Origin of the sequence: Planomicrobium stackebrandtii, from assembly GCF_030814955.1 — a bacterium.
In the GTDB taxonomy this organism is placed as follows: Bacteria; Bacillota; Bacilli; order Bacillales_A; family Planococcaceae; genus Planococcus; species Planococcus stackebrandtii.
This window is the reverse complement of record NZ_JAUSWB010000002.1, coordinates 148,530-169,025: the sequence shown is the minus strand read 5'-3', so window position 1 is coordinate 169,025 and position 20,496 is coordinate 148,530. Positions and strand designations below refer to the sequence as shown.

The window sequence follows — 20,496 nt, the reverse complement described above, 5'->3', positions numbered from 1 at the left end:
ATAAGCTATCTATTTTGCTGCCGGAACTGGATATTTCCGGTCGTATGGCCCTGCCTTTAAGACATAGCCTGGTGTTACGTGTCCCACAAGCTGTTGAAGCTTCTGTGAAGCCTCTATCAACCCTTCCAACGACAGCCCAGTATCGATTCCCATGCTGTGCAGCATATGGACAACATCTTCTGTGCAGATATTGCCTGTTGCTCCTGGAGCAAATGGACAGCCGCCAAGACCTCCTAAAGAAGCATCAAAACGCGTGATGCCCGCCTCGATTGCTCCCAGCATATTCGCCAATCCCATTCCTCGTGTATTGTGAAAATGGAGATTGAATGATTGTTCCGGAAATTTGTTCTTCAGCTCCGAAATCAGATCGTAAACTTGCTGCGGATTTGCCATGCCTGTTGTATCTGCCAGTGTGATGGTTTCTATATGAAGCGGCGTCAACTGCTCAAGGATCCAATGGATTCTTTCCTTTTTCACTTCGCCTTCAAATGGGCAGCCAAAAGTTGTTGCAATCGACACACTCAATACCATGGCATATTCCTTGCAGTAATCGACAATCTCTTTAAGTTCCTCTAAAGATTCTTCCGTAGTTTTTTGGACGTTTTGCTGATTATGTGTATCGCTTGCCGAGAAAACAAAATTTACTTTTTTTACGCCTTTTTCCTGCGCGTTCTTTGCTCCTTTTAAATTCGGAATTAGTGCAATCAGCTTTAATTGCCCGGCTGTTTGAGAAATCAACTCAAAAAATTCACCGCTGTTAGCCATTTGCGGCACTAATTTTGGATGGACAAAAGAACCGAATTCAAGCGTCCCGATATGGGCTTTCACTAACAGATCAAACAAAGCTTTTTTCTCGTCTATCGTCAAGACCTTGTCTTCCAATTGCAAGCCGTCTCTTAATACCACTTCATTTATCTCAATGCTTTTAGGCAGATTCATTAAAATTCTCCTTAGTTTCAAAATTGATTGGTATAATTTTCTTAATGGTGTATATTGTACAGAAACAATATACACCTTTATTTACTTAACGATTGAAAGGAGAGAGTGTTTTGGAGATTTTCAATATTTTCTTGAATATCATTGTCCCCATTCTTATTTTGATTGGAATCGGAGCATTTTTGCATTTAAAGTTTCATTTTGATTTGAACACATTGGCAAAAATCAATATCTATTATTTAGTTCCTGGATTGATTTTCATCCGGCTTTACGAAACTGATTTGGCTTGGGAAATGTTTTTTAAAGTATTGGTGTTTTTTATTTTTTTGTCTTTATTATTGTATTTTGTATCCAAAATAATTAGTAAACTATTTAATTTCAGTAAAGGACTCCAAACGGCCTTTTCACATAGCACTCTTTTCTACAACTCAGGCAACTATGGCATTTCCGTAAATGATTTGGCTTTTCGCCAGGATCCGATTGCCATGGCAGTCCAGGTATTGGTGCTCACTTTCCAGAACTTGCTGGTTTATTCTTACGGAATCATCAGTTTGCAGCGGCTGGACAAATCCAAAATTAAAGCTGCCGTCCCTTATTTTAAAATGCCGGTGCTTTATGCGATGTTTTTCGGTCTGATGCTGAATGCCTTCGACCTTACACTTCCGCAGTTCCTCTACACTCCAGGTTCATACATTGCCGATGCGTTAATCGCACTGGCACTTCTGACTTTGGGTGCACAGGTTGTTCAGTTGAATTTCTCCAAAAACATGTTCACGGTTTACTTAAGTGTAGGCGTCAGGCTCATTATCAGCCCGCTTCTGGCTTTTTTCATCATTCAATTCCTCAACGTCGACGCCATTACAGCTCAAGCGATGCTTATCGCTTCGGCCGTTCCAAGTTCCGTAAACAGTGCCATTATTGCGCAGGAATACGAAAATGAAACTGCATTTGCTGCTCAAGCTGTTCTCGCCTCAACCATTTTCAGTGCCCTGTCTGTTACGATTGTCATTTTCCTATCGCGAATCCTTTTTGTTTAAACGTTTTGGATTACTGTTCTTTATCCATTTCATCAAATACTTCTTTTGCTGTCCTGAAGCTGTCAATTGCTGCCGGCACGCCGCAGTAAATGGCTGTCTGCAGGAAGACTTCTTGTATGTCGTCTCTTGTTAAGCCATTATTGATAGCTCCTCTGACATGCAGCTTCAATTCGTGCGGCCGGTTTAATGCCGTGATCATCGCGAGATTCAGCATGCTTCGTGTTTTTTTTGACAGCCCTGGGCGCGCCCAAACTTCCCCCCAGCAATACTCGGTCACCAATTCCTGCATAGGCATATTAAAATCCGTCGCATTTTGAATCGATTGATCTACGTATTCCGCACCTAGCACACTTCTGCGTATTTGGAGTCCCTGTTCAAACTTCTCTTTGTTCATATCCATTCTCCTGTCTGTAGCTTATTGGCTTTCTTAAACTGCTATACACAATGATGCTTTTTCAAAAATTTAAACTGAAAAAAGTTGGCTAAAAAACAGCCAACTTTTTTAGTTCTCTTCAACTATTATTGGCCCGCTGCTTCACGTGCTGCTTCGTATACATCCGCTCCGATTTGCTCTTCGAACTCATCATAGATCGGCTCCAATGCTGTCCGGAACTCTTCGATTTGTTCAGGCGTCAACTCAACGATTTCAACCAGCCCTCTTTCACGAATCAACTCAAGCGCTTCTTCGTTCAACGTGATTGCTTCCTCCCGTGCCACCGCTGTTCCTTCATCCAATCCGGCCTGTACAATTTCTTTAGTTGCATCATTCATGCTTTCCCAGAATTCAGTGTTAGTGAAAACAGCATAATCAACGCGTGTATGGTTCATGATCGTCATATATTCTTGAACCTCATCAAATTTCTTGGATTCGATATTGCTGAACGTATTTTCCTGGCCCTCTACTACTCCTTGATCCAGTGCTGTGTAAAGCTCTCCAAACGGAATGGATTCTGAACCGGCACCCATAGCAGAATAAATTTCCTCAAGCACTTGCCCGCCTTGTGTACGGAATTTCAGTCCCTGGAAATCATCCGGCGAGTCAATTGGCCGTTCATTGTTGGTAATATGCTTACCGCCATTCGGCCACATGGAAAGTCCAAGCACACCATCGCCTTCAAGGCTTCCTAAGATCTCCTGCCCTTTTTCGCCATCCCAAAACTCAATTGCTTGCTCATCGGTCTCAAACATGAACGGCAGTGCAGGTACGTTGAACTGTGGATTGTTTCCGACAAATTTAGTCAAATCCGGTGCAATAAATTGAACGTTATTCGATGCCAGGTTCTGATACTCGTCTTGATCCCCGAATAACGAACTGTTTGGATAAATTTCAACCTCAATGGCTCCATCAGATTCCGTTTCAATATACTCTTTCATGGCCAACGCGCCTTGGTGCTTCGGTGTGTTTTCAGCTACAACGTGAGAAAACTTAATCGTCATTTCCTGAACACCGTCGCCGCTTTCCCCACCGCTCGCTGCCTCGTCACTGCCGCAAGCAGCCAATGCAAGTACGGACATTAAAAGAGATGCGGAAAAAATGTGCTTTTTCATAATTAAAGAACCCCCTATTGGTTTTTTAAATCTGCAGCATACTTAAAACATTTTTGTAAGGGCTTTCATTTCTAACTGCACCTTCCTTTCTTCCAGCCCTGTTCACCCGGCATACAAAAAATTTTAAGCTGATCTCCTTTAAGTGAATTTTGGATACAACTCACAACAAAATTAGCATAGAAGAAAAAGAATGTAAAGAAAAATTTAAATTTTCTATTTTTTAAACAAATACATTTTTTAAATTTCTTTAGTTAAGCATTACTTCATAATAGAATATCAAAAAGCATAATTTAAACATTTTATCTGCTAATTAATTTTCTGTGAATTCAAAAATTTAACTTGTTATTGAGTTTAACTTGTATTATGATTTGACTAATTCTTCTCGTATCCAAAATACAAAATGATTAAGGGGGATTCAAATGAAATACCTGGATCGTATTGAAAGCGCTTTCTCGATTGTCCTGTTCTTAATTGGAATTGGCATCAGCCTCTACTCCGTCTTCATGCGCTATATTGTTGGCACTTCCCAGAGCTGGGCCACAGAGATTTATACCATGCTTTTAGTATGGGCCATCTTCATCGGCTTTTCTTCAGCTTTAAAAGAAGACAAGCATATTGCGATAGATGTAGTCTATGATCGGTTCGGCCCCAAAATGCAGCACTTCTCGCAAGTGGTTACGCTGTTGATCGGAGCAGCCTTCAGCATTTTCATCATTTGGACCGGAATGGACATGGTGATGACTGCTTACAGCCAGGATATCAAAACGATCGATGTCGGCTTTCCGATCTGGATTAATTACTTGATCATGCCGATTGCTGGAACTTTGTTGTTTATCCGTTTTTGTGAAAAAGCTTATCGTTACTTTGTCAAGAAAGAAAATGTTACGGGCGGAGGAGATGCAGAATGGAAGCAGCTGTAATCGTAATCGTATTACTTTTTGTCTTTGCTTTCTTGCGGGTGCCGATTGCTATCAGCTTAGCGGTTTCCAGTATTGTCGGTCTCTACATGGTAGATTTTTCATTAAACACTGTTATTCAGAGAATGTTTACAGGCGTCAACAGCACCACGTTAATGGCAATACCAGGATTTGTTTTCGCTGGGCTGATCATGGCCAAAGGCGGAATATCCAAATACTTGATTGAGTGCATCCGATCATGGGTGGGCCACACCAAAGGCGGCTTGTCCGTAGTAACTGTCATCACCTGTATGATTTTTGCAGCGATTTCTGGTTCCAGCCCTGCAACAGCTGCTGCCATCGGTGCCATAATGATTCCGATGATGGTCAAAGCAGGCTATGAAAAGAGTTATTCGATGGGTCTCGTTGCTTCGGCCGGAACTTTGGGCATTTTGATTCCCCCATCGATTCCGTTAATTCTTTACGGATCTGTTTCTGAACAGTCTACAGGAAGATTATTTTCTGCAGGTATCCTCCCAGGTCTTTTACTTGGCTTGGCTTTGATTGTCTATGCGGTAATTGTAGCGCACCGAAAAAACTACGGCGGCTTGCCGAAAGTTCCGTTAAACGAACGGTGGCGCCCTACACTAAAAGCTACTTGGGGACTCGTGATGCCAGTCCTAATTCTAGGGAGCATCTATACAGGTATTGTTACGCCGACAGAAGCATCATTTGTCGCTGCTTTATATGCAATTATCGTGTCTATAGTCATTTACAGAGAAATGACCTGGTCCCAGTTTATCGAAATTACCAAAGAGTCCATCAATACTACTTCCATGATCTTCCTGATCATTGCAGCAGCACTTGTTTTCGGAATGTTCCTGACTACTGAACAAGTTCCACAGGATTTCGCAGCCTGGGTCAGCGACAGTGGATTCAACAAATGGACATTCCTTATTATTGTCAGTTTGCTGTTCTTCGTTCTTGGAATGTTCCTGGAACCGACAGCAATCATTTTGATTACCTTGCCGATCTTGTTGCCGATTATTAGCGCGTTGGAGATTGATGTCATCCATTTCGCCATCATTATGGTTGTCAACATGGAATTGGGTATGATTACACCGCCAGTCGGCCTCAACCTCTTCGTGGTCAGTGGGATAACCGGGGAAAAGGTTGAACAAGTTATAAAAGGCGTTATCCCATTCTTTATGATATTCATCATTGTTTTAATACTGGTCATCATCTTCCCTCAGATTTCACTGTTTTTAACTTAATAACAGCTTTTTAAAAATGAGACCAATCATAAATTTATCCATAAGAAAAGACGGCAGAAAATTCCTGCCGTCTTTTCTTTATGCCTTGCTTATTTTCAATGCAGAACGGTACAGCACATCAACTGCAGACAGCATCGATGCTTCATCAAAATCAAATCGTTCATTGTGATGACCTGCCGCCAGATCGCTCCCGACGATGCAATAAGTCGCCAGTCCACCATGGGCTTTTACGTGCTCCATGTAATAAGTCGCATCTTCGGACCCCGCCGAATCGGTGGACCAATCAATGGTTTTAGTAAAGAAAGGAGAGGATTGAGCTATGCTGTGTAAAGTTTCCACCAATTCTTTGCTTGGAATGCTGCTTTTGGCTTCCCCAACTACATCGGTGCTTACTTCTACCCCGTACATTGCTGCTGCGCCTTCCAGCACTGCAAATGCCTGCGTCCGGATATAATCATTGATTTCAGAAGTTTCCCCACGTGTTTCAATTTTCATTTGAGCCGTTGCCGGAATGATATTGCGTCCCGATCCTGCGTTTAAAACACCGACATTAATTCTTGAAGCTCCTGCCGAATGGCGCGGAATTCCGTTCAACCCGAGAATCGCAGAAGAGGCAGCCATCAATGCATTGCGCCCTTCTTCCGGCTTGCCGCCTGCATGAGAAGCAACCCCTTTGAAAACTACGTCCAGTTTGGTAGTAGCCAAGAAGCCGGCATTGCCAGCCACAAATTCCCCCGTTGGCACGCCGGTTCCAAGGTGCATTGCGATAAAGACATCTACGTCATCAACGACCCCTGCCGCTACCATGGATTTCGCACCACGCGTCCCTTCTTCTGCAGGCTGGAAAATCAATTTGATTGTTCCAGCCAGTTTTTCTTTATTGCTCATCAAGGTTTCAGCAAACCCAAGCCCAATCGAAGTGTGCCCGTCGTGTGCACAGGCATGCATTTTATCTGCATTAACGGACTGGAAGCCTTGATCGAATGGTATGTGGCCTTCAGCCATTTCTTCCTGTATGTCTAATGCATCCATATCAAAGCGGTAAGCCAGTGTCGGACCTGGTCTTCCCGTTTCAAGTACAGCGACGATTCCCGTCATGCCGTCTTTGAAGTTTGGCAGCCATTCCAAGTCAGCTCCGTTCGCTTCGGCCCATTTGTAATGCGCAGCCAAAATTTCCTGGCTTGGCATACCCATCCGCTGGTCGGCTTTCATAACTTCTTCTGCCATTTTCAGCGGGTAGCCAAGTCGGGATAACCGGCCGGCAACAAGCGAAGCCGTACGCATCTCCAAAAACCCGGATTCCGCATGCTTATGCAAATCGCGGCGCCAACTGACCATTTGTATTTGCAATTCCTCATTGATTAGTTTCTCTGTCACTTGCGTCCCTCCTGATTTTCAAGTTATTAGTTAATTTTTTTTTATGGTATAGAAAGGCTCATTGATGGGTGTAAAAACCATCAATGAGCAAATCGTTTTTATAAATAAGGCGTAATTCCTGGTCCGAACTGCCACCCAGCGTAGAAGAAAATCAAGAACATGATGATCCAAACAAGCAGGAAGGATAAAGTATATGGAATCATCAATGAAATCAATGTTCCCATTCCCGCTTTTTTATCGTATTCCCTTACAAAAGACAGTACCACGATGAAATATGGATTTAAAGGAGTCACTATATTTGTCGAAGAATCCCCGATCCGATAAGCCATTTGTGTGAAAGCCGGATGATAACCCAATTGCATAAATAGCGGCACAAAAACCGGTGCTTCCAGAGCCCATTTTGCAGACCCTGAAGAAATCAGGAAGTTCAGCATAGATGTAAAAAGGATGTATCCGATAATAAGATATATACCGGTGAAATTGATCTCAGTCAGCAACTCAGCGCCATTCACTGCAATCCACGTTCCAATATTCGTCCACGTAAAGTAAGCAATAAACTGGGATGCGGCAAAAATCAACACGATAAATCCTGACATATCCTTAATGGATTCGCCCATAAAGCCTACAGCATCACGTGAAGTTTTGATTGCACCCGTCGTTTTTCCATAGGCAACTCCAAGCACCAGAAAAAGTCCCAAGATAAATGGAACAATCCCGGTCAAGAACGGAGAGGGTATCAATCCGCCTTCTTCATTGCGCAAACTTGAGCCAGGCCATGCAATCAGTACGACGATAATTGTGAGATACGCCAGTGCCGCCAATCCGGCATTCCGCAGCCCTTTGTTGGCTTTCGGATTTTCTTCTGCGCTAACATCAATTATTTTATCGCCTTCATACTTTCCAAGCTTTGGTTCGATAATTTTTTCAGTTACTAGAGCAGCAACTACGGTCAATACAAAAACAGAAACAATATTAAAGTACCAGTTATCGGCTGGCGTAACGATGATTTGATCATTAAGAATCGCAGCAGCTTCTGTCGAAATTCCTGACAGCAATGCGTCTGTCCCAACAATCAGTAAATTCGCTGTAAATCCAGCTCCGGCACTGGCAAAACCGACAGCCAATCCGGCCAGCGGATGACGGCCAATTTTATAAAAGACCATTGCAGCGAGGGGCGGTATGAGAATTTGTGCCGCATCGGATGCAATATTCCCCATGATTCCTACGAAAGCTATCGCATATGTAACGAGTGAAGCAGGTGCTTTTAAAATAGTTTTACGGATAACAACTTCCAGTAATCCCACTTTCTCAGCTAATCCAATTCCTAACATGATTGCCAAAACGGTTCCCAACGGTGCAAAACCTGTAAAATTCTCCAGCATGGAAGTTACGATATACTGCAGTCCTAAACCTGATAACAAGTTTTGAATGGCCAAAGTTTCGCCAGTACCTGGATGGACAACAGCAGCATCGAATAAACTAAAGATAAATGACGCAACTATTACTCCGAGTGCCAAATACACAAATATCATAAACGGATCTGGCAATTTGTTCCCGAGTTTTTCTACGACATTCAGGAAACGGATAAAAATCCCTTTCTTTTCTCCGTTCTGTTCCGGCTTCTTCATAATACGCCCCCCTCAACTTCTTTAAAATCTTAACTTTTTTAATATTATAGGCAAAAAAACTGCAAATAATCAAGCGATTCCGATAATTAATTCACTTCTTTTTATATTTATACGTGTTTACCAAAATTATCCTTCCAACTTTTTCAATGCATCGACTGTCACTTTCACCATGGTTTCGATTCCTACTTCTAAAGCAGATTCGTCAAAAAAGAATTCTGGATCGTGAAGGGGTTTCGGAGCTTTCTCATCCTCTTTTGAACAGCCGAGCCAATAGAAAGCTCCGGGAATGTTCTCTAGAAACCGGGAGAAATCCTCTCCTGCCATAGATGGATCCACCTCTGGCAAAGCGGCTTCTCCCAGCAATTGCGCTGCACTGCCCCTCACCAACTCTGCCCATTCTGGAGTGTTGATAGTGGCGCCATAGCCGTCCACATATTCAAAATCAATTTGCACTTCGTAAGCGATTTCAAAGCCTTTCACCAAGTTTTCCAGACGGCGTTTTACGGTGTCTTTGGCTTTCTGGCTGTATGTGCGAACAGTCCCTTTTAAAACTACTTGATCCGCTATCACGTTGTAGCGGTAGCCCCCATTGATTGTGCCAATGGTAATGACGGCAGATTCCAATGGGTTTACATTGCGGCTGACAATCGACTGCAGCGATGAGATGAACTCAGCGGTCACGACGATGGCATCTTTTCCTTGATGCGGCATGCTGGCATGCCCACCTGCACCTTTTATTGTGAAAGACAATGTATCAGAAGCGCCCATCATTTCCTTGTCGCGTATGCCAATCTGGCCGACAGGCAGATCCGGCCAAACATGCTGGCCAAAAATGACATCCGGCTTGAATTCATCAAAGAGACCATCTTCCATCATCGGTCTCGCTCCGCCGATTGGCGATGCTTCTTCATTCGGCTGAAAAACCAGCAGGACACGTCCTGGCAGCTGCTCTTTCATTTCCTGCAGTTTAAAAGCTGTTCCTAGGAGCATCGACGTATGCGCGTCATGGCCGCAAGCGTGCATTTTGCCATCCACTTTGGATTTAAAGTCGACAGCTGACTTTTCCAAAATCGGAAGTGCATCAATATCCGCGCGCAATGCTACTGTTCCACCTTCACTGTTGCCCTCAATTACACCAAGAACTCCCGTTTTGGCAAACCCGGTTTTAAATGGAATTCCCGCTTTCTGCAGCTCTTCCTGTATGCGTTTTGAAGTCTCCCATTCCTCTCCACCCAGTTCCGGATTTTGATGCAGAGCTCTCCTGATTTCTTTTACTTGGTCGATAATTGCCATCGCTTTTCATCCTTTCTGTTTTTATTTCTCTTTTCGAGGATATCATAGATAAAAAAAGCTGTGTCGAGTATTCATAATTTAATGATAATTATGTTACTATTGAAGGATAAATTCACATGAAGGGATGTGTATAAATGGAAATTAACATAGACCGTCTGATGGCAAACATTGAAGCTTATGCTACATATGGAAAGGATAAAAACGGCGGTGTAAATCGCCCCAGTTTTTCGGCCGCAGATTATGAAGTGCGCAATCTTTTCACTCAGGAATTAAAAGCGTTAGGCATGAGCGTCTCAGTAGACTCAATCGCCAATATCTGGGGAACTTTACCCGGCTCTGGGGAAAAAGATGTTCCTCTGGTAATTGGGTCTCACCTGGATACTGTACCAAACGGCGGAAAATACGATGGGGCTCTGGGTGTCTTGGCTGCAAAAGAAGTTGTTCAGACTTTAATTGATCATCATATTACATTGGCTCATCCACTTCAAATCGTCTCTTTCACCGCAGAAGAAGCCAATGAATTTAACTTTTCGACCATGGGAAGCCGTGCGATAAGCGGCAAGCTCGTCTCCCAGGAATTACTGGCGGCATCAGACAGGACAGGAAGAACTTTGGCAACGGCAATCGAAAAAGCCGGTGGCGATCTTTCCCTGATGGATGAAGAAGAAAAAGGGGCAATGGCCGCTTATTTCGAACTCCATATTGAGCAAGGAAGCAAGCTGGAGAACGAAAAGCTATCCGTTGGAATTGTCGACAGCATTGTCGGCATTTACCGCGATCTTGTAACAATAGAAGGACAGCAGAACCATTCCGGTACTACTGTCATGAAGAGCCGGAAAGATGCACTAGCTGCAGCAGGTGAAATGGTGGCAGAAGTCCAGAAGCTCACGCTTGCCCTCAATAGCGATACGGTCGCCACTGTGGGGAAGTTTGACGTGTTTCCGAATGCAGCCAATATTATCCCCGGGCGTGTCGAATTTACTCTTGAGGTAAGATCAGCCAATAAAAAAGAACGGGAAAGCCTTGTTCAGCAAATTCATGAGGCATTTCAGGCGATTAAAAACAGGCATGGCGTCAAAATGGCGGTAGCCAACAGCTATAATACACAGGAATGCGATTTTGACAGACAGCTTATAGGCATATTAGAAGAGGCAGCGGCTGAATCTGGTATTCCTTATACAATCTTGCCGAGCATGGCAGGGCATGATGCCATGAACCTGGCGCAAATGACCCCCTCAGTGATGATATTTGTTAAAAGCATCAACGGCATCAGCCATAGTCCAAAAGAATTGAGTATCCCTGAAGACATCGAAAAGAGTGCCAATCTCCTTTTGAACGGTTTGTTGAAAGCCGATCAAATATTGTAAAATAGCTGTTCTATCGTTTCTTAACCATAAAAAAACCGTTTATCAGTTTATAAACTGATAAACGGTTTTTGAATTGTGATCAACCTAAGCCATAGTCATTTACTAATGCTGCAAGACCGCCTTGGTAGCCGCTGCCAATGGCGTTAAATTTCCATTCACTGCCGTGGCGGTATAATTCACCAACCACTAAAGCCGTTTCAATCGAGAAATCTTCTCCCAGATCGTAGCGGATCAACTCTTCGTTTGAACTTTCATTTACAATGCGGATAAACGCATTTGAAACTTGGCCGAAATTTTGGCCGCGGCTTTCTGCTTCGTGGATTGTTACCGTGAAACTGATTTTATGGACATCAGCAGGAACGTTTGGCAGATCGACAATCACTTGCTCATCATCGCCTTCCCCTTCGCCTGTTAAATTATCGCCTGTATGGGTAACTGAACCATTAGCCCCTACAAGGTTGTTGTAAAAGATAAAATCTTCCGGTCCGCGTGACTTGCCGTTTTCTCCTACAAGGAATACTGATGCATCTAAGTCGAAATCTCCGCCACCGCTGTATTTATTGGTATCCCAGCCTAAACCGACGACCACTTTTGTTAGGCCCGGATTTGTTTTCGTTAAGTCGATTTTCTGTCCTTTTGAAAGGTTGATTGTTGACATATTGATTTCCTCCTCCGATTAATTCGCTTTACGTTGCGTGTCTTCGTATTTCTTCTGCAGTTCTTCGATGCGGAGACGTCCCTCTTCACGCATTTTGCGATTTTCCTGCTCAATCTCGCGCGTGTCGTTCATCCCCTGCATAATAGTCTCCCATGTTTGCTCAATGGTTTCAATCTTGATGCTCGGTTGGCCTGACATTCTGGCAATATCAACGCTTTGGCGTGAAATGTCGTTGGCATTGTTCAATAGCATTTCATTGGTACGGCGATCCAATTCGCTCATCGATTCAGCCACCAGATTTTGGCGTTTCGCCGCGATGGCATTGATCAAGCCGGTTTTAAAAATCGGAATAGTCGTAACGAAAGCTGAATTGATTTTCCCAATCAGCTTTGTATTCCCGCGCTGCAGCATGCGGATTTGAGGAGCCGACTGATAAGAAACCTGCTTTGCCATTTCAAGATCGTAGACGCGCTGCTCAAGAAGCTCAATAGCATTTTGCAGGGAATTCAATTCCATTAGTGCCATTTGATCGCCCGATTCTGCTTTTGCCCGGACATCCGGCTCCTTGGCTTTTAATTCCTCTACTTTAATATCACCTGCTGCGATGTACTTTTCCAACTCCATAAAATAATTGAAGTTTTGGTTATACAGTTCTTCCAGCGTCGTTGTTGACTTTTTCATTTCGCCTTCATACTTTGTGATTTCGACGTAAACTTTATCGATTTCACTTCCCATGGTCTGATATTTGTTAAATAATTGCTCGATCACTTTATTGCCCTTGTTGAAAATTTTACTTAGGAAGCCTTTCTTTTCAACAAAATCTTTCTTATCGAACTTATCCATGATTTTGCCGAGCTGCTTCAGCAACTCACTGGATTCCTCCATGCTGTTTGCTTGGACAGAATTCAAAACTTTCCCTGTAAAAGCGGAAATTTCATTGGCAGGCTCACGGCCGAATTCCAATAAAGCAATTTGGTTTTTCGGATCAATTTTAGCAGCCAACTGAAGAACTTCAGGATCTTTTTTCAACTGAACCTTTAATTGATTTTCATCTTTCATCACCAATTCCTGCTGTTCAATTTGATCTGGCATATTGGTCATCCGTTTTCACTCCTTTTTGGCTACAGCCATTTTTTAAATATCTTTTTTACCACTGAAGGTTCGCGGTAAGGCTCGTTAAAGCTTCGTTCATCCAGCCAGTGTGTATCAAATGATTCAGAATCTACCCAGCGCTCGATGTCCTGATGCCCTTGTGGGTTGATGATGATAACATCAAGTCCGAATATGTGGATCAAGGCGATCATATTGGCATCTGCACGGCTCAATTCGCCGTCTTTTTCTTCGTTATAAAACAGCATTGTCGGTACAAACTGCGGGTAATCGAATAACTGGATCAATTGGATTACTGAATCCGGCAGCGACATGGATTGTGAAAAAGCATAGAGCTGCAAATCTTCAATTGACTCGCTGTTTTGAGGCAACAGAATCGGCTTTTCTACATGTCTGGCAATCGCTGCTGCTATCGCAGTCTGGACGCCATCCGGCAATTTATTGTATCTCCACCAATGTGCAGCTTTCATTTTTTCCGGATCCAGACGTCCATCCCTTCCAAGAGCGGCGCGGTAATGGAATTGCTGATTGCCTTTTCGCTCATCGATAAAGGGGAAGCTTCGGATCAATTTCGTATCTTCACGCTCAGTCAAATTGTGGACATTCTCCCAAAAGCGCCGGCGGTCTTTCTCGATGCCCATAAGCTTCGAGAAAACAACTGGAATGTTGACGCTTCCACTCGCAACCGAAAATGATGGCCGAACCATTGCACGCTCTTTGGCAAGCATGAACGCTTCATCCATAGTGGTTTTGAGGCGTACCGAGTGGGTCAAATAGGATTTGAATTGGAAAGGCTTATAAAGCCCGGAATCATCGTGGTGCAGCAAACGATCCACTTCCTGGGTTGCACGGTAAGCGACCGTTCCAACGCGTTTCGGCTTTTCTTCCGGAAAAGGCAAGAGTGATGGAGCATTTACTTGGAAACTGTGGCTGTGCAGCCCTTCTTTTCCAATTGCCTGCTCAAACCAGCCGTCTCCTTTAGGATCATAGACGATAACGTGGAAGCCAAAAGCTGCTGCCAACTTCAAAAACCAGGTTTCGCTTTCTGAAGCGCTGCCGTACCACAAGAAGCCTGGCAACCCTTTTTCCAATGATAATTTTTCAATTTCAGGTTCTAAGTGATTGAACATCCACTTGACCAAGTCTGTCGTGACACGTTTGAAAGAAGAATGGGTGGTATTTCCTCCTGATTGTTCCTGAAAAGCTTTCAGGATATCAATCAGCACTACCCGGAGGCGCCTGTTCATATCCGAATCTTTTAACCTTGGCAGCAGCCCTTTGCCATCGAGAAACGCCACCATTCGGTTTGGCGACAACCCTTTTTCTTTTTTGTTCATTTCGAACAAATCCTGCAATGTCCGCAGGCGGTCCTGCTCAATATGCTTGTTCATCTTATCGGAAAGCCGAATTAATCGTCCTTCCGCTGCCTCGATAACATCATAGATGGCAGCAAAATACTCATCGCCGTCCAGGGTCATACCCTTCACCTGTCCAAGCAGCTGTGGATACGTAATCTGATTTTCTTCAATTTTGGTTTCGCTGTGATCCACAATCGGTTTTTTCAGCCACTCCCCGATCTTTTCCGGATCCCAGGTTTTTGCGGGGATCGGATGCAATTGAACCATCGGAATCTCTCCTTGCTTTGTTGCTTACTTGCGCTGCAATGAAATCTCGGCAACACGGGCCAAGATTTCTTCTCCTGCTTTAATGCCGTGCTTCTGAGTTTGGTGAATGTGCTCGGAAACCGGAACTGCACTTCTTACCGCTTCGCCATGGGAAGCAAGCATGCTGTAATCGGCGCTTTCCAATAAATCGAGATCCAGCAACGAATCTCCGGCAGCAAATACATAACTTGCTCCTAAGCGTTCTTTGACATACTCCATAGCAGCTGCTTTCGTAATGCTTTCCGGCATAAAATAAAGTTTTCGGCCTTGCAGGGACATGCCCCATCCGAGCTTTTTGAAAGTGGTCGTGTAAAAATCAAGCTTATCCTCAGGAAAACGGGCACGGTCAACGATCAGGTAGACGAACCAATCATCTGCCTCTCGTACTTTCAGCACCCAGTCTTCCGAGAAATGGCGTTCAATTTCCGGCAGCAGCTCCCGAATAATAGTTTTTCGGCTGACGCATTGCTGGCGAATCCCATCCGACCACTCTTTAATCGGCTGACCATTTTCCAAAATGACCGCTCCGTTGGATATGACTGCAAAGCGCGGCGACTGGCTTCCTTCAAAAATCCCTGTCACTCGCTCATATTGGGCCTGTGTACGTGTAGTGACCGGTAAAAAGAATGCGGATTCATTGATATTCCATAACTTTGATTGGCTTTTTTTAGTCATGAATGACAAAGGCTTGCCCTCGTAGCGCTCTACTTCGATCAGTTCGTCCTCGGTCACTTCCATACCCATTGAATTGCGGGAATAAATTAACGTCTGATCCAGATCGCTGGCGAATAGAACTGTCATATTTCTTTACCCGATCGGATCAAGCCGATTGCACGATAAAACAAATCAGGAACCACTTCAACCGGCACCTCTTTTTCTTTTGCCAGCATCAAAATATGATGGACATCCGGATTGTCCAAGCTGTTGACCAAAACTTTCCACGGGCTTCTGCGAAGCAGGACACGTGTCGTTTCTCCAACACCCGGTTTGATCAAGTGGTAGTCCGTTTCACTGTACATCTGCTGGCCGATCGCTTCGACCTCTGCCATCCCCTGCCAGGTTCTTTCGGCAGTCACCGGAGTGGAGACAGCGTCCTTCTCGACTCTATCGCGTGTCTCGGCAAAGCATTCAGTAATTTGATCGACAAAATCATTCGATAAATCTTCTTCGAGCAACTCACCGTAAAACTTCGCTCCGTGGAAATCATCTTTGCCGATATACAACTCGTTGAGAATCGTGCGGCTCACCAGTCCTGAGACGGTTGCATTCAGGCAAGCGCTTGGAATAAGGAAATCTTCACGCGTCCCGAATAATACCGCGCAGGCACCCGGGTCAGCCAACACTGCCATATCGTCATACAGGTTCATAGCTTTTTCTTCATTGAGGTTGTTGACCGATTTGGTCAATTCCTTTTGAATAGCCCCTTTGCCGGTCCAGCCGTCCACAAATTGGATGCGGCTTGCGGGATGCGCTGCGCGAATTGAATCGATCGCTTTCTCATCTATTCCTTTATCGCGCAAAATAGAGACACTGTAATGCGGCCAGTCCATATTCATCATTTGCTGCGCGTAGCGGCGAATCAGAATGCCAATTGGGCTGCCGGCACGTGCCAATGATACGAGGATAACATCATCTGTTCCTGCATTCATGAAAATCCGGCGTGTAACCAGCCCTACCAGATAGCTTAATTGCTGCTTGGTTTTTTTTACCGTTTCGTGATAAAGATTTGTGTATTCATCAGAAGGACGGTATTCCATCGGCAGCCGTTCTGCGTAATGTGCGCCAGTTTGAACCGCTTTTTCCCGTTCCTCCAACGTGCTTTCAACAAATGCATCACTGACATCTTTCAATAGGAACGTGATATCTTCTTTGGGATAACTCGTTTTCACTAAATCTGCTGCTATCATTAGATCTTTTCACTCCTTTTGGTGGCGGTCAGGGAAACCCATTCTACGGGCGCTTTTTTCTCCAGATACGCAAGCAGAGGCTGCCATTCGGATGGCTCAATGACAGATTCAGCAAGAAGGTAAATTTGGTCAATGTCCAATTCATTCAGATTGTAGATAAACTGGCTGATCCCTTCTGCATCCGGCAGCTCAAATTTGGCTTTTTCCTTGATAGGATAGCCGGTTGTTTGTGAAGCGAAAATCGGACTGCGTGTGGTGGTCTGTACAACCGGATTTCCTTCTAGCGCTAAGGCGAAACGCAAAGGCAAGTACATATTTTCTCCTACACCTATGACCAGCGCTTTATCGCTTTTCTGTGCAACCAATTTTGCGGCAGTTTCTGCCCAATCGCCTATTTCGTCATGCTCCCTGCTGGTTATGCCAAAGCGCCCTGTATAAGATATGTACTGTTGTCCGGTCTCCGAACCGACAGCCAATTTCTTCCCTGGCAATTCGATATCCGGAAGTCTCGATCCAGAACTGTCCAATGGCATCAAGTCATGTTCTTCCGGTGCTTTGCTGTGAACTAACTCAAATTGGCCGGCCATTAAGGACAGAATATTCAGACGGATATTTCGGTCGTTTGCCATTTTTTCAAATTTTTCTTTCTGGTTGTCGTTTCGCCAATCCAGGATGGACAGAGAAGCATAGTTCTTCCCGGGAAATTGATCATCCAGCGCACAAACCAGATTCAGCAAAGTGTTGCCTGTTGAAATTTCATCGTCGATCAAAACGATGGTTTCTGCCTGTTCAAGCATACCCGAAGGCGCATAAACCTTATGGGATGTTGCGTGGGAATGTTCTTCTTCAAAAACAAAAGACGGGGTGGTGCCAACAATTTCTTCACGAGTTGTGTGGATATAAGCCGCATTCTCAAAATGCTGAAAAACCGAATGCCCAAGGCCGGTTGCGGTTTCCGCCATGCCAATGAAAACTGTTTGTTGAGGCATCGCTTTTTTAAATTGCAGCGATTTGATGGTTTTCTCCTTGTCTATTTTTCCCGTTTCAATCATTTCAACAAGAGAATGTCCATCAGGATACCCTTCCAAACCAGACTCCTCCATCAGCAAGGAAGCTAACAATGTCCCTGTTCCCAGAGCCGCAGAGGGACGAACAGCCAGATGTTTGGCAATTAGATTGCTGACGAATAAAAACTGGCGCTTTTTATTGATGCGCAGAGCTACGGAAAAAAGCGATTCTGGAGAAAGCCCAGAATAAGCATTTTCTACTAAAATATTAATATCAAGGTTATCCCATAGCTTAGTATTGATTTGAAAGCTGGTTGGCCCGGATGTGGTTGAGGACATCGATTTGTTGATAGTTTTCATTCAGCACCCCATAGACTTCCGCTTGAGCGGCAATTTTTTTTGCCCAGCTCAAATGCGGTTTTACTTCGTTCATTTTATTTCGTTTAGGACTTTGCAGGACGCCGTTTCGTTTGCCGCTCTGATTGAGGATCAATTTAGCATCTTCAAAAGTTTCAAGCGATACGATATGGCCGGCATTGACGATTGAGATTTGAGACGGATGGATACAGGTTTTTCCTTTAAAACCATTGAGTACGTCCAGTTGGACTTCTTCCCACAGGGTTTGCTCCGGTTTCGAAGAAAGCCATAATCGTTCCCCACCCGAAAAATGTTCATATACAGGACCCGAAACGGTAAAGCCGTCTTCTGCACGGTTAAAGCGGTTCAAGATTGAAGTCAGGCAATCACGGATGATATGGACATCATAAATTGTCCGTTCCGCAGGACGCCGCAAGCCGTAAAGACTGGAAAAATCCGTTGCGCCTACGCGAACAGTTAACACCCGATAGGCTTCCGATTTCATGATTCCGTGCAATTCAGCTAAAGTCTGTTCACGGGATTCACTGTACAGCACTTCTTTTGTTTCGAGCAAAGGCAGTGCGTAAAGCCCTCTGCCGGCCGCTTCACTGGCACGGTCCAGCGCTTCGAAAAACAACGGCAATGTGGCAGGCAAACATTTTGGGAAAACGATGCCAGTCAATACACTTAATGCATGGCCCGCCTGTTTGATCAATTTTTCTAACTGTTCAGGCGTCCGAATCCGCAAAAATAGGGCTGGGCCGGCTGCCAATTGCTGTGTATTCGCCTTTGCCAGCTTTTTAAACTCGCCTATTACGTTTTGTTCCGCTTGTTCCAACTCTGTATCGGCTACCGCATCTTCGAGGCAGACAATTAAAGTAGTCAGGCCAGAAAATGCACCGCTGCTGTAATCTCCACTTACGATTTTTTGTGCAAAATCCACTCTGGATCCAGGTGTGTAAAGTGCTGCACCTAATGCCAGACCTAAGGTTTCCCGTTCCGTATCACGGTTAAATTCTGCCGGGTAATATTTAAAAAAAGTTTTTAAATCAGAATCTGTCAATCCGCTAAAATGTCTCATGCGTGGTCCCTCCCGGCATGCTGCTGCTACAGCCCGTTCAAATTATCATTTCATATATGAATGGAGAAAAAGCAAGGAGAAAGTCTCCTTGCTTTTCCATCGTTTACTCAGCTGTTTAAGCCAAAGTCTTTTACAAGAGACTCTAAGCCGCCTTGATAACCGCTGCCAATGGCATTAAATTTCCACTCTGACCCGTGGCGGTATAATTCACCCACGACAACCGCAGTTTCAATTGAAAAATCTTCCCCTAAATCATAGCGGATCAATTCTTCATTTGTGTCACCATTAACGATGCGGACATATGAATTGCTTACCTGCCCAAAGTTTTGGCTGCGCCCTTCCGCATCATGGATTGTGATAGCAAAAGTCGCTTTTTCGATTGAAGCTGGAATAGCGAATAGGTTAACGTTAACCTGCTCGTCATCGCCATCCCCTTCACCTGTTTTGTTATCACCAGTGTGTTCTACCGCTCCGGCAGCACCTGTTGTGTTGTTATAAAAGATAAAATCAGCTTCTGAAGCCGTTTTGCCTTCAGCGTTTAGAAGGAAGACTGAGGAATCCAAATCGAAATCCTGGCCTCCGTCATATTTATTGGTATCCCATCCCAAACCTACGATTACTTTGGATAAACCCGGATTGGTTTTCGTTAAATCTACTTTTTGTCCTTTTGATAAGTTAATTGCCATTTTCTACTTCACTCCTTAAGAATATTTGTTTGCGATAGATCCGATATCAGGTTCTGATGCGCCTTCACCGATTGCAGAAAATTTCCATTCAGCGCCTTGGCGGTAAAGTTCACCAGGAATCAGCGACATTTTGCCTGCATAGTTGTCCGTAAGATTGTAATGGACAAGTTCTTCTTTCGACTGATTGTCGACCAAGCGGATAAATGCATTTTCAATCATGCCAAAATCCTGTTTCTTTTGTTTCGCGTTATAAATGTTTACCACGAAGACCAAACGATGTACAGACGGCGAGATTCGCTTCAAGTCGATATTGATCGTTTCATCGTCGCCTTCGCCTTCACCAGTCAAGTTGTCGCCTGAGTGGACAACACTGCCATCTTTGCTTTTCTTATTGCCAAAATAAATAAGGTTTTCTTTTGCTGTCAACTTGCCGTTTTCGTCAAGCAGCAATACGGATGCGTCACAGTCAACATCAGCACCGCCGCCTCCGCCCAGTAGGCCGCTTAGAAAGCCTCCACTTTTTTTAGTTTGGACTGGGTCCCAGCCCAAACCAACCATTATGCTTGAAAGAGATGAACGTCCTTTTGTTAAATCGATTTTCTGACCTTTTACGAGATTGATCGCCATTCTTAACACTCTCCATTCATCAGTATGTATTCTATTTTAATGG

19 protein-coding genes are annotated in these 20,496 nt (G+C 44.2%); 4 read left to right on the top strand and 15 right to left on the bottom strand.

All coding sequences use genetic code 11. From position 1 onward, the window contains the following. Nucleotides 1-9: 9 nt before the first annotated feature. Complete coding sequence (locus QOZ98_RS04415; protein ID WP_308786292.1) at nucleotides 10-939, bottom strand: hydroxymethylglutaryl-CoA lyase; 930 nt, start codon at nucleotides 937-939, stop codon at nucleotides 10-12. Between the two features lie 110 nt (nucleotides 940-1,049). Between QOZ98_RS04415 and QOZ98_RS04410 the strand changes: the two genes are divergently transcribed. Beyond that, a complete protein-coding gene (locus tag QOZ98_RS04410) occupies nucleotides 1,050-1,973 on the top strand; it encodes an AEC family transporter (RefSeq protein ID WP_308786291.1) in 924 nt (307 codons plus the stop codon). 10 nt (nucleotides 1,974-1,983) lie between these two features. Here QOZ98_RS04410 and pcaC read toward each other — a convergent pair whose 3' ends face one another. Together pcaC and QOZ98_RS04400 are read right to left on the bottom strand one after the other, a co-directional pair. After that, nucleotides 1,984-2,367, bottom strand: a complete 384-nt coding sequence (pcaC, locus tag QOZ98_RS04405; RefSeq protein WP_308786290.1) for a 4-carboxymuconolactone decarboxylase — start codon at nucleotides 2,365-2,367, stop codon at nucleotides 1,984-1,986. Between the two features lie 125 nt (nucleotides 2,368-2,492). Continuing rightward, nucleotides 2,493-3,521, bottom strand: coding sequence for a DctP family TRAP transporter solute-binding subunit (locus QOZ98_RS04400; protein ID WP_308786289.1), 1,029 nt, complete (start codon nucleotides 3,519-3,521; stop codon nucleotides 2,493-2,495). A 419-nt stretch (nucleotides 3,522-3,940) separates the two neighbouring features. Between QOZ98_RS04400 and QOZ98_RS04395 the strand changes: the two genes are divergently transcribed. Together QOZ98_RS04395 and QOZ98_RS04390 are read left to right on the top strand one after the other, a co-directional pair. Next, nucleotides 3,941-4,441: a TRAP transporter small permease gene (locus QOZ98_RS04395; RefSeq protein WP_142826901.1), complete on the top strand. Its 501-nt coding sequence runs from the start codon at nucleotides 3,941-3,943 to the stop codon at nucleotides 4,439-4,441. Then, a complete protein-coding gene (locus QOZ98_RS04390) occupies nucleotides 4,426-5,691 on the top strand; it encodes a TRAP transporter large permease (protein WP_142826900.1) in 1,266 nt (421 codons plus the stop codon). Before QOZ98_RS04395 ends, QOZ98_RS04390 begins: the two co-directional genes overlap by 16 nt. A gap of 78 nt (nucleotides 5,692-5,769) precedes the next feature. Here QOZ98_RS04390 and QOZ98_RS04385 read toward each other — a convergent pair whose 3' ends face one another. From QOZ98_RS04385 to QOZ98_RS04375, 3 genes are all read right to left on the bottom strand, one after another. Next, the gene (locus tag QOZ98_RS04385; protein WP_308786288.1) at nucleotides 5,770-7,068 is read right to left on the bottom strand and encodes an amidohydrolase; all 1,299 of its coding nucleotides are present in this window, start codon (nucleotides 7,066-7,068) and stop codon (nucleotides 5,770-5,772) included. A gap of 98 nt (nucleotides 7,069-7,166) precedes the next feature. Beyond that, the gene (locus tag QOZ98_RS04380) at nucleotides 7,167-8,696 is read right to left on the bottom strand and encodes an AbgT family transporter (RefSeq protein ID WP_308786287.1); all 1,530 of its coding nucleotides are present in this window, start codon (nucleotides 8,694-8,696) and stop codon (nucleotides 7,167-7,169) included. A gap of 126 nt (nucleotides 8,697-8,822) precedes the next feature. Further along, nucleotides 8,823-9,989 (bottom strand): M20 metallopeptidase family protein, encoded by a 1,167-nt coding sequence (locus QOZ98_RS04375; protein WP_308786286.1) that lies wholly within the window; start codon nucleotides 9,987-9,989, stop codon nucleotides 8,823-8,825. A gap of 134 nt (nucleotides 9,990-10,123) precedes the next feature. Between QOZ98_RS04375 and QOZ98_RS04370 the strand changes: the two genes are divergently transcribed. Next, nucleotides 10,124-11,356: a Zn-dependent hydrolase gene (locus QOZ98_RS04370; RefSeq protein WP_308786285.1), complete on the top strand. Its 1,233-nt coding sequence runs from the start codon at nucleotides 10,124-10,126 to the stop codon at nucleotides 11,354-11,356. Nucleotides 11,357-11,435: 79 nt separating this feature from the next. Here the strand turns inward: QOZ98_RS04370 and QOZ98_RS04365 are convergent, their stop codons facing one another. The 9 genes from QOZ98_RS04365 to QOZ98_RS04325 form a co-directional block, all read right to left on the bottom strand. Beyond that, nucleotides 11,436-12,014 (bottom strand): TerD family protein, encoded by a 579-nt coding sequence (locus QOZ98_RS04365; protein WP_308786284.1) that lies wholly within the window; start codon nucleotides 12,012-12,014, stop codon nucleotides 11,436-11,438. Between the two features lie 18 nt (nucleotides 12,015-12,032). Further along, nucleotides 12,033-13,115, bottom strand: coding sequence for a toxic anion resistance protein (locus tag QOZ98_RS04360; RefSeq protein ID WP_308786283.1), 1,083 nt, complete (start codon nucleotides 13,113-13,115; stop codon nucleotides 12,033-12,035). A gap of 20 nt (nucleotides 13,116-13,135) precedes the next feature. Continuing rightward, the gene (locus tag QOZ98_RS04355; protein WP_308786282.1) at nucleotides 13,136-14,749 is read right to left on the bottom strand and encodes a YceG family protein; all 1,614 of its coding nucleotides are present in this window, start codon (nucleotides 14,747-14,749) and stop codon (nucleotides 13,136-13,138) included. Between the two features lie 24 nt (nucleotides 14,750-14,773). Then, nucleotides 14,774-15,589, bottom strand: a complete 816-nt coding sequence (locus tag QOZ98_RS04350; RefSeq protein WP_308786281.1) for a hypothetical protein — start codon at nucleotides 15,587-15,589, stop codon at nucleotides 14,774-14,776. Further along, nucleotides 15,586-16,695 carry a cysteine protease StiP family protein gene (locus QOZ98_RS04345; protein WP_308786280.1) on the bottom strand — a complete coding sequence of 370 codons (1,110 nt, stop codon included), beginning with the start codon at nucleotides 16,693-16,695 and terminating at the stop codon, nucleotides 15,586-15,588. The genes QOZ98_RS04350 and QOZ98_RS04345 overlap by 4 nt, the downstream gene beginning before the upstream one ends. Further along, a complete protein-coding gene (locus QOZ98_RS04340) occupies nucleotides 16,695-18,062 on the bottom strand; it encodes a phosphoribosyltransferase family protein (RefSeq protein WP_308786279.1) in 1,368 nt (455 codons plus the stop codon). Before QOZ98_RS04340 ends, QOZ98_RS04345 begins: the two co-directional genes overlap by 1 nt. After that, a complete protein-coding gene (locus QOZ98_RS04335; protein WP_308786278.1) occupies nucleotides 17,995-19,140 on the bottom strand; it encodes an HpcH/HpaI aldolase/citrate lyase family protein in 1,146 nt (381 codons plus the stop codon). The genes QOZ98_RS04340 and QOZ98_RS04335 overlap by 68 nt, the downstream gene beginning before the upstream one ends. 107 nt (nucleotides 19,141-19,247) lie before the next feature. Further along, nucleotides 19,248-19,826: a TerD family protein gene (locus QOZ98_RS04330; RefSeq protein ID WP_308786277.1), complete on the bottom strand. Its 579-nt coding sequence runs from the start codon at nucleotides 19,824-19,826 to the stop codon at nucleotides 19,248-19,250. 15 nt (nucleotides 19,827-19,841) lie between these two features. Continuing rightward, nucleotides 19,842-20,453, bottom strand: a complete 612-nt coding sequence (locus QOZ98_RS04325; RefSeq protein ID WP_308786276.1) for a TerD family protein — start codon at nucleotides 20,451-20,453, stop codon at nucleotides 19,842-19,844. Nucleotides 20,454-20,496 lie beyond the last annotated feature (43 nt).

Coding starts and splice junctions, on each gene's coding strand:
- QOZ98_RS04415 (WP_308786292.1), bottom strand. CDS start 939: ATGAATCTGCCTAAAAGCATTGAGATAAATGAAGTGGTATTAAGAGAC.
- pcaC (WP_308786290.1), bottom strand. CDS start 2,367: ATGAACAAAGAGAAGTTTGAACAGGGACTCCAAATACGCAGAAGTGTG.
- QOZ98_RS04400 (WP_308786289.1), bottom strand. CDS start 3,521: ATGAAAAAGCACATTTTTTCCGCATCTCTTTTAATGTCCGTACTTGCA.
- QOZ98_RS04395 (WP_142826901.1), top strand. CDS start 3,941: ATGAAATACCTGGATCGTATTGAAAGCGCTTTCTCGATTGTCCTGTTC.
- QOZ98_RS04390 (WP_142826900.1), top strand. CDS start 4,426: ATGGAAGCAGCTGTAATCGTAATCGTATTACTTTTTGTCTTTGCTTTC.
- QOZ98_RS04380 (WP_308786287.1), bottom strand. CDS start 8,696: ATGAAGAAGCCGGAACAGAACGGAGAAAAGAAAGGGATTTTTATCCGT.
- QOZ98_RS04375 (WP_308786286.1), bottom strand. CDS start 9,989: ATGGCAATTATCGACCAAGTAAAAGAAATCAGGAGAGCTCTGCATCAA.
- QOZ98_RS04370 (WP_308786285.1), top strand. CDS start 10,124: ATGGAAATTAACATAGACCGTCTGATGGCAAACATTGAAGCTTATGCT.
- QOZ98_RS04365 (WP_308786284.1), bottom strand. CDS start 12,014: ATGTCAACAATCAACCTTTCAAAAGGACAGAAAATCGACTTAACGAAA.
- QOZ98_RS04360 (WP_308786283.1), bottom strand. CDS start 13,115: ATGACCAATATGCCAGATCAAATTGAACAGCAGGAATTGGTGATGAAA.
- QOZ98_RS04355 (WP_308786282.1), bottom strand. CDS start 14,749: ATGGTTCAATTGCATCCGATCCCCGCAAAAACCTGGGATCCGGAAAAG.
- QOZ98_RS04350 (WP_308786281.1), bottom strand. CDS start 15,589: ATGACAGTTCTATTCGCCAGCGATCTGGATCAGACGTTAATTTATTCC.
- QOZ98_RS04345 (WP_308786280.1), bottom strand. CDS start 16,695: ATGATAGCAGCAGATTTAGTGAAAACGAGTTATCCCAAAGAAGATATC.
- QOZ98_RS04340 (WP_308786279.1), bottom strand. CDS start 18,062: ATGAAAACTATCAACAAATCGATGTCCTCAACCACATCCGGGCCAACC.
- QOZ98_RS04335 (WP_308786278.1), bottom strand. CDS start 19,140: ATGAGACATTTTAGCGGATTGACAGATTCTGATTTAAAAACTTTTTTT.
- QOZ98_RS04330 (WP_308786277.1), bottom strand. CDS start 19,826: ATGGCAATTAACTTATCAAAAGGACAAAAAGTAGATTTAACGAAAACC.
- QOZ98_RS04325 (WP_308786276.1), bottom strand. CDS start 20,453: ATGGCGATCAATCTCGTAAAAGGTCAGAAAATCGATTTAACAAAAGGA.